The organism is Desulfocurvibacter africanus subsp. africanus DSM 2603 (assembly GCF_000422545.1).
GTDB lineage: Bacteria > Desulfobacterota > Desulfovibrionia > Desulfovibrionales > Desulfovibrionaceae > Desulfocurvibacter > Desulfocurvibacter africanus.
This window is the reverse complement of record NZ_AULZ01000017.1, coordinates 53,096-65,178: the sequence shown is the minus strand read 5'-3', so window position 1 is coordinate 65,178 and position 12,083 is coordinate 53,096. Positions and strand designations below refer to the sequence as shown.

General features: G+C 61.8%; 12 protein-coding genes. 10 read left to right on the top strand and 2 right to left on the bottom strand.

Annotated elements, in window-relative coordinates; genetic code table 11:
- Positions 1–226: 226 nt before the first annotated feature.
- From H585_RS0112600 to csgH, 5 genes are all read left to right on the top strand, one after another.
- The gene (locus H585_RS0112600) at positions 227–2,908 is read left to right on the top strand and encodes a valine--tRNA ligase (protein ID WP_027368089.1); all 2,682 of its coding nucleotides are present in this window, start codon (positions 227–229) and stop codon (positions 2,906–2,908) included.
- Positions 2,909–3,389: 481 nt separating this feature from the next.
- On the top strand, positions 3,390–3,794 hold the full coding sequence (locus H585_RS0112595; RefSeq protein ID WP_027368088.1) for a CsgE family curli-type amyloid fiber assembly protein: 405 nt from the start codon (positions 3,390–3,392) through the stop codon (positions 3,792–3,794).
- Positions 3,795–3,813: 19 nt separating this feature from the next.
- A complete protein-coding gene (locus H585_RS0112590; RefSeq protein ID WP_027368087.1) occupies positions 3,814–4,224 on the top strand; it encodes a curli production assembly/transport component CsgF in 411 nt (136 codons plus the stop codon).
- A gap of 44 nt (positions 4,225–4,268) precedes the next feature.
- On the top strand, positions 4,269–5,468 hold the full coding sequence (locus H585_RS0112585; protein ID WP_027368086.1) for a CsgG/HfaB family protein: 1,200 nt from the start codon (positions 4,269–4,271) through the stop codon (positions 5,466–5,468).
- Between the two features lie 115 nt (positions 5,469–5,583).
- The gene (gene csgH / locus H585_RS0112580) at positions 5,584–5,865 is read left to right on the top strand and encodes a curli-like amyloid fiber formation chaperone CsgH (RefSeq protein WP_244432540.1); all 282 of its coding nucleotides are present in this window, start codon (positions 5,584–5,586) and stop codon (positions 5,863–5,865) included.
- A gap of 48 nt (positions 5,866–5,913) precedes the next feature.
- Here csgH and sfsA read toward each other — a convergent pair whose 3' ends face one another.
- Positions 5,914–6,621 (bottom strand): DNA/RNA nuclease SfsA, encoded by a 708-nt coding sequence (gene sfsA, locus H585_RS0112575; protein WP_027368084.1) that lies wholly within the window; start codon positions 6,619–6,621, stop codon positions 5,914–5,916.
- 33 nt (positions 6,622–6,654) lie between these two features.
- On the bottom strand, positions 6,655–7,251 hold the full coding sequence (locus H585_RS0112570; RefSeq protein ID WP_027368083.1) for a VOC family protein: 597 nt from the start codon (positions 7,249–7,251) through the stop codon (positions 6,655–6,657).
- Positions 7,252–7,602: 351 nt separating this feature from the next.
- Here H585_RS0112570 and H585_RS0112565 point away from each other — a divergent pair, with 351 nt between their 5' ends.
- From H585_RS0112565 to dsrO, 5 genes are read left to right on the top strand one after another with little or no spacing between them, the layout of a single operon-like run.
- Positions 7,603–8,148 carry an RsbRD N-terminal domain-containing protein gene (locus tag H585_RS0112565; RefSeq protein WP_027368082.1) on the top strand — a complete coding sequence of 182 codons (546 nt, stop codon included), beginning with the start codon at positions 7,603–7,605 and terminating at the stop codon, positions 8,146–8,148.
- Positions 8,149–8,159: 11 nt separating this feature from the next.
- On the top strand, positions 8,160–9,185 hold the full coding sequence (dsrM, locus tag H585_RS0112560) for a sulfate reduction electron transfer complex DsrMKJOP subunit DsrM (protein ID WP_014259590.1): 1,026 nt from the start codon (positions 8,160–8,162) through the stop codon (positions 9,183–9,185).
- 33 nt (positions 9,186–9,218) lie between these two features.
- Positions 9,219–10,847: a sulfate reduction electron transfer complex DsrMKJOP subunit DsrK gene (gene dsrK / locus H585_RS0112555; RefSeq protein ID WP_027368081.1), complete on the top strand. Its 1,629-nt coding sequence runs from the start codon at positions 9,219–9,221 to the stop codon at positions 10,845–10,847.
- Positions 10,847–11,281, top strand: coding sequence for a sulfate reduction electron transfer complex DsrMKJOP subunit DsrJ (gene dsrJ, locus H585_RS0112550; RefSeq protein ID WP_014259592.1), 435 nt, complete (start codon positions 10,847–10,849; stop codon positions 11,279–11,281). The genes dsrK and dsrJ overlap by 1 nt, the downstream gene beginning before the upstream one ends.
- A complete protein-coding gene (gene dsrO, locus H585_RS0112545) occupies positions 11,274–12,077 on the top strand; it encodes a sulfate reduction electron transfer complex DsrMKJOP subunit DsrO (protein ID WP_027368080.1) in 804 nt (267 codons plus the stop codon). Before dsrJ ends, dsrO begins: the two co-directional genes overlap by 8 nt.
- Positions 12,078–12,083: the final 6 nt, after the last annotated feature.

The window sequence follows — 12,083 nt, the reverse complement described above, 5'->3', positions numbered from 1 at the left end:
TGCGGGCCGAAGCCGCCAGCAAATGGCGCGGGGTCCAGGGGGCCTCGCTCCCTGGCGGGTGGGGGCTGGGGGGAGGGCGGAGCCCTTCCCCAGGATATTGGCAGATGGCCGCTCGTGGTGTAAAGGCATGGAATTCGACCCGACCCTTACGCGCTCCTTTGTGGGCGCGACGTCATTTCCGGCCCCGCCATTCACGCATGGGGCCGTTTCACGAGGAGAGACGCATATGACCGCGAAGACCCTGGCCAAGGGCTACGAGCCCCAGGAAGTCGAGGCCCGCTGGCGCGATAAGTGGGAAGCCGAGCGCACGTTCAGCCCGGATCTGGACGCCCCTGGAGAGCCCTATTCCATCGTCATACCGCCGCCCAACGTCACCGGCGCCCTGCATATCGGCCACGCCCTGAATATCACCTTGCAGGATGTGCTGTGCCGCTATCAGCGCCAGAAGGGACGCAAGGTGCTGTGGGTGCCGGGCACGGACCATGCCGGCATCGCCACCCAGAACGTGGTGGAGCGCCGGCTGCTGGGCGAAAGCAAGACCCGTGACGACCTGGGCCGCGAGCAGTTCGTGGAGAAAGTTTGGGAGTGGAAACAGGAATACGAGAGCCGCATCCACAACCAGATCAAGCGCATCGGCGCGTCCGTGGACTGGACGCGCGCCCGCTTTACCATGGACGAGGGCCTGTCGCGCGCCGTGCGCGAGGTCTTCGTGAGCCTGTACGAGCAGGGGCTCATCTACCGCGGCGAGTACATCATCAACTGGTGCTCGCGCTGCCACACGGCCCTGGCCGACGATGAAGTCGAGTACGTTCCGCGCACCACGACCCTGACCACGATAAAGTACCCGCTGGCCGACGGCTCGGGCTCCCTGACCGTGGCCACGGTGCGGCCCGAAACCCTGCTCGGCGACGCGGCCGTGGCCGTGCATCCGGACGACGAGCGTTACCAGCAGTTCATCGGCAAGAACGTGCTGCTGCCCATCGCCGAGCGCGAGATTCCGGTCATCGCCGACAAGTATGTGGACATGGAGTTCGGCACGGGCTGCCTGAAGATCACCCCGGCCCATGACATGAACGACTGGGAGATTGGCCGCAAGCACGAGCTGCCGATGCTCAAGGTCATCGACGACGCAGGGCGCATGAACGAGAACTCGCCCGAGCGCTTCGTGGGCATGACGGCCGAGGAGTGCCGCACGGCCATCGTCGAGGAGCTCAAGGCCAAGGGTCTGCTGGAGGCCGAGACGGACTACGACCATAACGTGACGGCCTGCTACCGCTGCAAGACCACGGTGGAGCCCAACGTTTCCAAGCAGTGGTTCGTGGCGGTCAAGCCCCTGGCGGCCAAGGCTCGCGCGGCCGTGGAGCTCGGCAATACGAAGATCTTCCCCGAGGCCTGGGCCAAGACCTATTTCGACTGGCTGGATAATATCCGCGACTGGTGCATCTCGCGCCAGCTCTGGTGGGGCCACCGCATCCCGGTCTGGTACTGCCAGGGCTGCTACAAGCAGTTCGCCTCGCGCACGGACATGGATGAATGCCCGGAATGCGGCAGCGGCCTCATGCAGGACGAGGACGTGCTGGACACCTGGTTCTCCTCGGCCCTTTGGCCGTTCTCGACCTTGGGCTGGCCCGACAAGACCCGCGAGCTGGGGCTGTTCTATCCCACTTCGGTGCTCGTCACGGGCTTCGACATCCTGTTCTTCTGGGTCGCGCGCATGATGATGATGGGCCTGCACTTCCAGGAGCAGGTGCCCTTCCATCACGTGTACCTGCATGCCCTGGTGCGCGACGAGGAAGGCAAGAAGATGTCCAAGTCCACGGGCAACGTCATCGACCCGCTGGACATGGTCGAGAAGTACGGCTGCGACTCCCTGCGCTTCACGCTGACCAGCTTCGCGGCCATGGGCCGGGACATCAAGCTGTCCGAGGCGCGCATCGAGGGCTACCGCCATTTCGTGAACAAGCTGTGGAACGCCGCGCGCTTCACGCTCATGAACCTGGAGGAGTGGGCTCCGCAAGCGCCGCAAGAGCGCGAGGCCGCCCTCAAGGCGACTCCGTCGAGCGGCAGCCTGCACAACCAATGGATTCTCAGCCGCCTGGAGCAGGTCAAGACCGAGGTGGACGCCGCCATCCAGGGCTACGCCTTCAACGATTACGCGCAGACCTTGTACGCCTTTGTCTGGCGCGAGTTCTGCGACTGGTACCTGGAGATGGCCAAGTCCGACCTGACCGGCGACGACGCGGCGCGCAAGGCCGAAACGCAATTGGTCCTGTGGACGACGCTATCCGAGATCCTGGTGCTGCTGCATCCGGTCACGCCTTTCGTGACCCAGGAGATCTGGCAGCACCTGCCGGCCACGACGGGGGACGACATCGCGGCCATGCCCTATCCGGGGGCGCGGCCGGAATGCGTGCGTCCGGATATCGAGTCGGCCATGAGCCTGCTGCAGGAGTCCATCGTGGCCGTGCGCAACATCCGCGGCGAACTGAACATCGCGCCGTCCAAGGACCTGTCCGTCATGGTCCGTCCCGCCTCGGAGCAGCATGCGGCCACGCTCACGGCCAACGCGGAATTCATGCGCCGCCTGGCCCGGGTGACGTCACTGGAGGTCGGCGCGCACGTCGCGCCTCCCAAGGCCTCGGCCTCGCAGGTCGTGCAGGGCAGCGAGCTGTTCGTGCCGCTGGCCGGAGCCGTGGACTTCGAGGCCGAGCTGGCCCGCCTGGACAAGGAGATCGCCAAGTCCTCCAAAGACGTGGAGGTCGTCAGCCGCAAGCTGGCCAACAAGGACTTCGTGGCCAAAGCGCCCCAGGACGTGGTGGAAAAAGAGAAGGAGAAGCTCGCCGCCGCCAAGGAGCGCCAGGACAAGCTCGGCAAGCTCCAGGAACGGCTGCGCGGCGTCATGAGCTAAAGCGTGGCTGATTACTGATCAGACCCCCGTCGGACAATGTCCGGCGGGGGTTTTTTCGTTTATCAGCGCCCGTCCATATCCGAGCGCCTTACCTGCTTTCCAGGCTCTGACCTACCCGTCATCGAGATGATCGCGAGATGACCGCGGAGCATCATTTCGATTCGCCATGGCGCATGAGTGTATGGCGCATGTCCCGACTGCTTCCCTAGAACTAAAGTTCTACATCTGGAGCAGTAAAAACAATCTTTAGTACAATTGTTCGGAGAGCATGCCCACGCATATACAATCAGCAAGAATCTCTAAAGCCGCCCATGGGGGGCAGGCGAGGGAAATCGAAAATGTTGGGCGAGGTAGTAGGCAGGAACGCAGCCACGATCAAGCGGGCGGTTTTAGCAATTGCGCCAAGAGTATGCGGAAGAAATGTTTTTAACCGGCAGGGCCGCTAACGACCATGGCCCTGTTCTTTAGGCGGGAGATCAGCATGCAGCGGACAATTGTTCTACTGGCCATCTTTTGGAGCGGCTACATTTCGGTATTGCCGGCATGTCCGGCATGGGCGGCGGAATTGGAAGACCAGCTCATCATCAATGATGTGTACACGCGTGTCGGCCAGGATTTCTATCAAAGGTTCTGTAGAGTCTGGAATTCGTTTCAAGGAATTCCCATCAGCGACATTGTCATCACGGAGGAGTCTAGCGGACGCGCTATGAGCAAGCTGCAGGTGCTGGTGGGCGGATCAGTAGCCTACGTCGGAATGATCAGCCAGAGGGGGTCGGATGTGCGCGCGGAAGTCGACCGAGCCGTGGCACTTTCCTTCCGCCATGTTGTCCAAAACATAACGGGCGCTGAAGAAGTCGCGCCCGAACTTTCCGGCACCGGCATCTAGCATCGTGGGAGGTGCGTTCATGAGGACGATATTTGTTGTTTCGTTGCTGTGCATGGCCCTGGCTGCGATGCCGAGTACCGCATCCGCCACCGAGCTGGTCTTCGGTTTCACCAATCCCAGCTTCGGGGGGGATCCCATGATCGGCAATTTCCTGCTCAACAAGGCTGATTCCCAGAAGCGCTTCGCCGAGGACGAATATGAGGAAGACCCTCTCAGCGACTTTGAGGATGGCCTGAACAGGAGGGTGCTTGGCCTTATTGCGGACAAGATCGTGCAGGACGCCTTTGGCGACGAAGGCAACCTCTCCAATGGGACCTATACCATCGGCAGTTATGTCATTTCCATCGACAACAACGGCAAGGTGATCAAGGTCGCGGTGACGGATAGCCTGAGCGGCGACAGCACGGTGGTCGAGGTCCCGGTTTTCTAGGTGACCTTCCGGTTGCACACTCCACAGTTCAGTCCGAGGCAAGAATGCGAAATATTCTTCTCAGGCCGACCCTGGCCTACGCTGCGCTCGCCCTCCTGCTCACTGCTTGCGTAGGGCCGAACGCCAGGACCTTCAGCGCGCCCTCCCTGGGCTACAAGACCCTTACCCAACGTGAGCTTGCAGGGCTGCCCGAGCCCAAGGACAAGATCATTGTCGCGGTCTACAGCTTCAGGGACCAGACCGGGCAGTACAAATTCCAGGAGAACGTATCCAGCTTCTCCACGGCCGTGACCCAGGGAGCCACGGCCATGCTCATCGACGCCTTGCGGGATTCGGGTTGGTTCGTTCCGGTGGAGCGCGAGTCCTTCAACAACCTGATCACCGAGCGCAAGATTATCCGGGCCAACATAGGCAAGGATACGGAACTGCCAGAGCTGCTGCACGCGCCGCTCATGCTCGACGGCGGCATCGTGGCCTACGAGACGAACCTGACCTCCGCTGGACTCGGCGCTGAGTACCATGGCATCGGCGGCTCCTCGCAATACCGCAAGGATCAGGTCACGCTCTATTTGCGGGCCTCGGACGTGCTCAGCGGGGCCATCGTGCAGTCCGTGTCCACCTCTAAGTCAGTACTTTCCGCCGAGGTGAAGGTGGGCGTGTTCCGCTACGTCGAAATCGACCGCCTGCTGGAGATCGAGGCCGGCCTCTCCACCAACGAGCCGCCGCAAATGTGCGTCATGGAGGCAGTGCAGAAGGCGGTCGTTAGCCTGATCATCGAAGGCATCCTGGACGGGCTATGGGATCTGAAGGATCCGGCGGACATGAATTCTCCAGTCATCAAGGCCTACCTGTCCGAGAAGAACGGGGACGTGAACCGCGAGAGGTCCACCTATCTGCTGCAGCGTTCGCGCAGCGCGCTGGAACGCAAGGAGTGGAACAGGGCCATCGAAAGCTCCAACGAGGGTTTGGGTCTGGACCCATACAACGACGCCTTGTACGCCGCCCGCTCCGAAGCCTACGCCCAGACGGACAGGTTGGATCGGGCCATGAAGGATGCCGAATGGGCAATCACGCTCAATCAAAACAACGGCCTGGCCTACAACAACCGCGGTTACGTCTACGAGCGGAATGGAGATTACCGGCTGGCCTTGCTGGACTACCGCAAGAGTTGTTCATTGGGTTACGACGTGGGTTGCGCCAACAGCAAACGACTCGAGGCCACCAAGCCCGAGCTGGTGAGGTAGGGCCATGCGCAGGACGGCTTCATGCGGGTCTGGGCCCGGCATGTGGGCCGCTCTGTTGGGCTTGTTGCTTTTATTGGCTGTATGCGCCTGGGCCGAAGGCCAGGAGGAGGACGTTTTGCAAGGCAAGCTGGTTTCCACGACGCAAAATGGCCTGCTGCATGTGCAGGCCGTATGCGTCTCCAAGCTGCAAGGCCGGGTGAGTTACGAGCTGCAGGTCTGCAAGCGCGGGGCGGGGGGGGTGGCCAGCAGCCGCCAAGCCGGCGCCAAGCTTGCGTTGGTGGGCGAAACTCCGCTGGCCGACCTGCGCTTGTCCGTTGGGAGCAAGGACGTGCTTTCGGTGGTCCTGCGGCTCAGAATGGATGGGCATGTCGCTTCCGCCGAGCTGATTCATCCCTGACTCAGCTCGGCTTGACTTGGCGCTGGTCGTGACCCGGCCATAGACTTTTCAACAACCTGCCAGGGGCAGTCGACAGTCAAGGCGGATGCCGCGTTCATCCACCAGGGCGCGATAAGGCCAGGCCTCCACGCCGCGGCTCAAGGCCTCGCGGAAGAGGGCTGCGTAGTTCGGGTCGATGAAGTCCGCCGGCGCGAAGCGCTCGGCGCAGGCCATGGGCACGAAGTAGAAGACAGCGGTCCGCAGGCCCTGGGTGGCCAGGGCCATGAGTTCGCGCAGGTGCTTTTGCCCGCGTTCGGTCACGGCGTCGGGAAAACAGGCCGTGCCGCAGAATTCCAGGGTCACGTTTTTAGCCTCGACCCATATGTCGCCGCCAGGGCCTGAGAGCAGGGCGTCCAGGCGGCTGTCTCCGACCTTGGCCTCGGCCCGGAAGCTCGTCGTTCCTGCAGCCTCGGGCAGCAGTCCGGCCTGCCATGCAGCGCGGAGCGTTCTGTTGGGGGCCAGGGTATTCACACAGATCCAGGAACCGTCGCAGTGAAGCGCCTCCAGCGTCCATTCCAGCTTCCGGCCCGGACCCGCGGCCGGGGAAATCAGGGCCGGGCTGCCGGGACGCAACAGGCCGAGCATGGAACCGGAATTGTTGGTGTGCGTCCAGACCTCGCGGCCGTTCAGGGACACAAGGGCCAGGAAGCGTTTCTCGCGGCGCAGGAACACGGCCCGCGTCGTGCCGGGAGGGAAGGGCAGGAGGATGTCTTGCATGTACGCTTGTCGGACGGGTGGCAGGCCTGGGCCTTATACAGGCTGATTTTCGTCGCCGCCCTCACCGAAGAGCCGCATGCCGTAGCCTGGATGGAGCCGGCGTTGCGACTTGGGCACGGGCTTGGCTTGAGGCCAATGGCCGGGTTGCGGCCCGGCGCCTTCGCTGGCGATGGCGGACGGCTGCGTGTCGGCCATGACCGGCCGCACGCGCAGATCCACGCCTGGCAAGCTTGCGCTGAACTCGATGGCGATGTTATTAGGGTCGAAGGAGTACACGGAGTGGATGAACCCGTGGTCCACGACCTCGGAAGCCCAGAAGCCGGCCGCCTCCAGCCGGGCCTTGATCTCCCATAGGTCCTCCTGTCCGCTCACGCCGATGGACACATGGTCGAAGGCGATCCGGCCCTTGACCGGCGCGCCGTGATCCTTGTCGGGAGCGGGCTCGGCCCCGGTCCATTCGAAGAAGGCCAGCATGTCCTGCGCGGATATCTCGAAGAAGTAGTGGCGATACCCTGGATGACCAAGCCCGGCCACCAGACGCATGCCGAGCAGGTCACGCCAGAAGCGGATTGTAGCGTCCATATGTCCGGTAACCATGGCCAGGTGGTTGATGCCGGTATAGCTGACCACGCTTCCCCCTGATCTTGTCTGACTTGGCCGCGCTATCGCTTGTCTACCCCATGGCTCCGTAGCGTCCGCCGGGGCGACCAAAGCCGCGCTTTCCTTGACAGGCGCTGCTTTATCCTCTACGCACCTTCAAATTAATGGTCAACGCATTGTGCAACACGGGGCGGGGAAATTCACCAAAGCACTACCCCTGAGCATGTTGAGCAAGTGACGCTCCAAGCAGCTATATTTGCTGCAGATGACTTGCCGAGAAGGGCCGTGGCGTACCCTTGACCTTGTCGGCGAGCGCAACCGCCTTCAGGCCGGCGCGGGCGCTCATGTGAATTTTGACACACGCCGGCCAGGAATACATACATGCAGCTTTCAGTATTTATCCAAGAGAACAAGGCAGCCGTGGTCGAAAAGTGGTTCGACCATCTGCTATCCTCCTTTCCCCCTGAAACGCAGAAGATCTGGAAGAAGAACAAGGACCGCTTCACCAATCCCGTGTGCCACATCTTCCATGCTTCGCTGGAAGGCATGGTGGAAGGTCTTGTGTCCTGGCAGGACGCCGAGGCTCTGGCCAGGCCGTTGAGCGACCTGCTCAAGGTGCGGGCCGTGCAGGATGTGGCGCCGAGCAAGTCCCTGTCCTTCATTTTCGGGTTCAAGAAGGTTCTGCGCGAGATGTTTGGCGGTCAGGCCGATGCCGGGGAGCTGGGCGTATTCGATACGCGCGTGGACAACCTGGTGCTCATGGCCTTCGATCTCTATACGAAGAATCGCGAGCAGGTCTTCTGCATGCGTATCGATGAATTCAAGCACGCGCATCACATGGCCTTTCGGAAGGCCGGCATCATATGCGAGTCCCCTCGTCAGGCGCTGGGCCTCGAGGACCGCAACGTCAATGCACAGGGCAAGTGAGGTAGGGCAGAATGAACGCGTTTTACACACTCTTTCTGGTCTTGGCGCTCATGTTGATCGCCATCTTCGGAGTGGGGGCAGCGCACCTGAACGGTCTGTTCGGTGTCTGGCTTCCCTATGCCGCGGCGGCGGTCTTCATCGGCGGCTTCTGCTGGCGGGTGTACAAGTGGGCCACGATCCCGGTCCCCTTCCGCATCCCGACCACGGCCGGGCAGCAGAAGTCCTTCGATTGGATTGAGAGCAATCCGATCGACAACCCTTCGACGACCCGCGGCACATGGCTGCGCATGATGGGCGAGGTTTTCCTGTTCCGGACCCTGTTCCGCAACACGCAGACCAAGCTGTACTACGAGCCGGGTCAGGAGCCCAAGGTGGCCTACTTCTCCCAGAAGTGGCTGTGGCTCTTCGCCATCATGTTCCACTATTCCTTCCTGATCATCGTCGTGCGGCACTTGCGCTTCTTCACCGACCCGGTTCCGTTCCTGGTCAACGTCACGGAGCAGCTCGACGGCATCGTGCAGATGTTCCAGCCCAACTTCTACATGACCGACGCCATGATCGTGCTGGGCGTGGGCTACCTGTTCATCCGCCGGCTGACGCGCGCTCAGATACGCTATCTGTCCCTGGCCGCCGACTTTTTCCCGCTCTTCCTCATCCTGGGCATTGCGTTGTCCGGCATCTACATGCGCTACATCGACCGTGTGGACGTGGCTACGATCAAGCAGCTTACCATGGGCTTGGCTACCTTCCACCCCGTGGTGCCCGAAGGCATCGCCATGTCATTCTATGTGCACCTGTTCCTGGTCTGTGCGCTGCTTTTCTACTTCCCCTTCTCCAAGCTCATGCACATGGGCGGCATCTTCCTTTCGCCCACGCGCAACATGGCCAATAACAACCGCTTCGTGCACCACGAGAATCCCTGGAATCCCCGCATCCCGCCGCATTCCTACGCGGCCTACGAGGACGACTTCCGGGAGCCCATGGCCGAGGCGGGTCTGCCCCTGGATAAGCCCCTGGAGCAGGGTGCCGGCGAATAGTCGCCACATATTTCACGCCAAGGAGAGTAGGGAATGGCTGCCAAAGTCATCGATAAAAAAGACTTGCTCACAAGCATAGATTACGAGCATCTGCCGAAGACCGGCGTGTTCGACACGCCCATTGATTTCCGTCCGGGCACATGGTGCTATCCGGCCAAGCCAGAGATTCTCGAGAAGCTGCACTTCCCCAACCCGCGCGTCTGGTCGCCCGCGGACGTGGACTGGAAGCTGCCCGAGAACTGGAAGGAGATCGTGCACAACGGCTTCAAGGAACGCCTTGAGAAGTACCGCTCCTTCAAGGTCTTCCTGGACATCTGTGTGCGCTGTGGCGCCTGTGCCGACAAGTGCCACTACTACATCGGCTCGGGCGATCCCAAGAACATGCCCGTGCTGCGCGCCGAATTGCTGCGCTCCATCTACCGCAACGACTTCACCATGGCCGGCAAGATCCTGGGCAAGCTCAACGGCGCCCGCGTCATGGAAGAGGACGTGCTCAAGGAGTGGTTCCTCTACTTCTATCAGTGCTCCGAGTGCCGCCGCTGCTCGCTGTATTGCCCCTACGGCATCGATACGGCCGAGATCACCATGATGGCCCGCGAGCTGCTGCAGCTGGTCGGCGTTAACATCAACTGGATCATGGAGCCGGTTTCCAACTGCAACCGCACCGGCAACCACTTGGGCATCCAGCCGCACGCCTTCAAGGAAATCGTCGAGTTCATGTGCGACGATATCGAGGAATACACGGGCGTTCGCGTCAATCCTCCGCTTAACGAGAAGGGTCACGAAGTCCTGTTCGTCACGCCCTCGGGCGATGCCTTCGCCGATCCCGGCATCTACACGTTCATGGGCTACCTGCTGCTGTTCCACCACATCGGGCTGGACTACACCTTGTCCACATACGCATCCGAGGGTGGCAACTTCGGTCTGTTCACGAACTCCGACACGATGCAGAAGCTCAACGGCAAGATGTACGCCGAGGCCAACCGCCTGGGCGCCAAGTGGATCCTCGGCGGCGAGTGCGGCCACATGTGGCGCGTCGTGAACCAGTACATGGACACGATGAACGGCTACATGCAAGGCCCACAGATGACCGTGCCCAGGAATCCCATTACCGGCACGGTGTTCAACAACGCCGCGGCCACCAAGATGGTGCACATCGCCGAGTTTACCGCCGACCTCATCAAGCACGGCAAGCTCAAGCTGAACCCGTCGCGCAACGACCATATCAAGACCACCTACCATGATTCGTGCAACCCGGCCCGCGGCATGGGCCTGCTCGAAGAGCCGCGTTACGTGCTCAAGAACGTGTGCAACAACTTCTACGAGATGCCGCCCCAGACCATCCGTGAGCAGACCTTCTGCTGCGCCGGCGGCTCGGGACTGAACAACGACGAGTTCATGGAAATGCGCATGCGCGGCGGTCTGCCTCGCGGCAACGCCCTGCGCTATGTGGTTGACAAGCACGGCGTGAACAACATGGCCTGCGTCTGCGCCATCGACCGCGCGACCCTGATCCCGCTGGCCGATTACTGGGCTCCTGGCGTGAAGATCAGCGGTCTGCACGAGCTCGTGGCCAACGCCCTCGAAATGGAAGGTCAGAACGAGCGGGAATACAACCTGCGCGGCGAGGCCTTCGCTGATCTCATGGAGGAGGCTGAGTAATGTACGACGCGAGCAAAGTACTCATCGGACTGGGCGTGTTCGTCGCTCTGTTCGCCTACCCGTTCTACAATAATCTCGGCCAAGCCTATGAGGAGCCCAAGCTCCAGAAGGTCGAAAAGTCCAAGGGCGAAGTGTGTGTCGAGGACGCCAAGTGGATGCGCGCCAACCACATGCAGGTGCTCAACGACTGGCGCAACGAGGTCGTGCGCTACGGCAACCGTCTGTACACCAGCTCCCTGAACGGCAAGCAGTACGAGATGAGCCTGCAGAACACCTGCATGTCCTGCCATGTCTCCAAGGCCGAGTTCTGCGACAAATGCCACAACAACGCCTCGGTGAACCCCTACTGCTGGGATTGCCATGTTCCGCCCAAGGAGCAGCCCGCGGCAAGCGCCGAGACCGCCCAGCCCGCGCAGGAGAACACCCATGAATAACAGCAGAAGAAGCTTTCTGAAATACGCCGGCGTTGCCGCTGCGGCCGTGGCCGCCACCCCGGTGGTGCGGGCCGTGGCTTCCTCCGGCGGAGCCGCCCACGGCCCCGAGGTCGGCAAGCTGCCGACCCAGAAGATCGCCGGCCGCTGGGCCATGGTCGTGGACACCCGCAAGCTGGTCAAGGAAGCTGATTTCGAGCCGCTCATCGAGGCTTGCCATAAGGTGCACAACGTGCCCCACTTGCCTGACGAGAAGCGGGAAGAAGAGATCAAGTGGATCTGGACCGACGAGTTCGAGCACACGTTCCCGGAGTTCATGTCCCGTTGGCCCAAGGGCCGCGTGCCCACGACCCTGAACAAGCCCTACCTGCTGCTGTGCAACCACTGTGAGTACCCCCCGTGCGTGCGGGTCTGCCCGACCAAGGCGACCTTCCAGCGCGCGGACGGCATCGTGCTCATGGACTTCCACCGCTGCATCGGCTGCCGCTACTGCATGGCCGGCTGTCCCTACGGCGCGCGCAGCTTCAACTTCTCCGACCCGCGTGCCTACCTCCCCGAGGAGGAGATCAACATGGAGTTCCCCACGCGCGTGCAAGGCGTGGTGGAGAAGTGCAACTTCTGCGCGGAGCGTTTGGCCAAGGGTCTGCGCCCGGCTTGCGTTGAGGCCTCAAAGGGCGCGTTGCTCTTCGGCGACCTGGACGATCCGTCCTCCGAAGTCAGCAGGGCGGTGCGCAACAACTTCGTCATCCGCCGCAAGCCTGAACTCGGCACGCAGCCCAACGTCTACTACATCGTGTAAGGGGAT

What these genes read in the sequence shown, in the direction of transcription:
- H585_RS0112565 (WP_027368082.1), top strand. Translation starts at nt 7,603, where the DNA reads ATGCAGCTTTCAGTATTTATCCAAGAGAACAAGGCAGCCGTGGTCGAA.
- dsrK (WP_027368081.1), top strand. Translation starts at nt 9,219, where the DNA reads ATGGCTGCCAAAGTCATCGATAAAAAAGACTTGCTCACAAGCATAGAT.
- dsrJ (WP_014259592.1), top strand. Translation starts at nt 10,847, where the DNA reads ATGTACGACGCGAGCAAAGTACTCATCGGACTGGGCGTGTTCGTCGCT.
- H585_RS0112595 (WP_027368088.1), top strand. Translation starts at nt 3,390, where the DNA reads ATGCAGCGGACAATTGTTCTACTGGCCATCTTTTGGAGCGGCTACATT.
- H585_RS0112600 (WP_027368089.1), top strand. Translation starts at nt 227, where the DNA reads ATGACCGCGAAGACCCTGGCCAAGGGCTACGAGCCCCAGGAAGTCGAG.
- dsrM (WP_014259590.1), top strand. Translation starts at nt 8,160, where the DNA reads ATGAACGCGTTTTACACACTCTTTCTGGTCTTGGCGCTCATGTTGATC.
- H585_RS0112590 (WP_027368087.1), top strand. Translation starts at nt 3,814, where the DNA reads ATGAGGACGATATTTGTTGTTTCGTTGCTGTGCATGGCCCTGGCTGCG.
- sfsA (WP_027368084.1), bottom strand. Translation starts at nt 6,621, where the DNA reads ATGCAAGACATCCTCCTGCCCTTCCCTCCCGGCACGACGCGGGCCGTG.
- dsrO (WP_027368080.1), top strand. Translation starts at nt 11,274, where the DNA reads ATGAATAACAGCAGAAGAAGCTTTCTGAAATACGCCGGCGTTGCCGCT.
- H585_RS0112585 (WP_027368086.1), top strand. Translation starts at nt 4,269, where the DNA reads ATGCGAAATATTCTTCTCAGGCCGACCCTGGCCTACGCTGCGCTCGCC.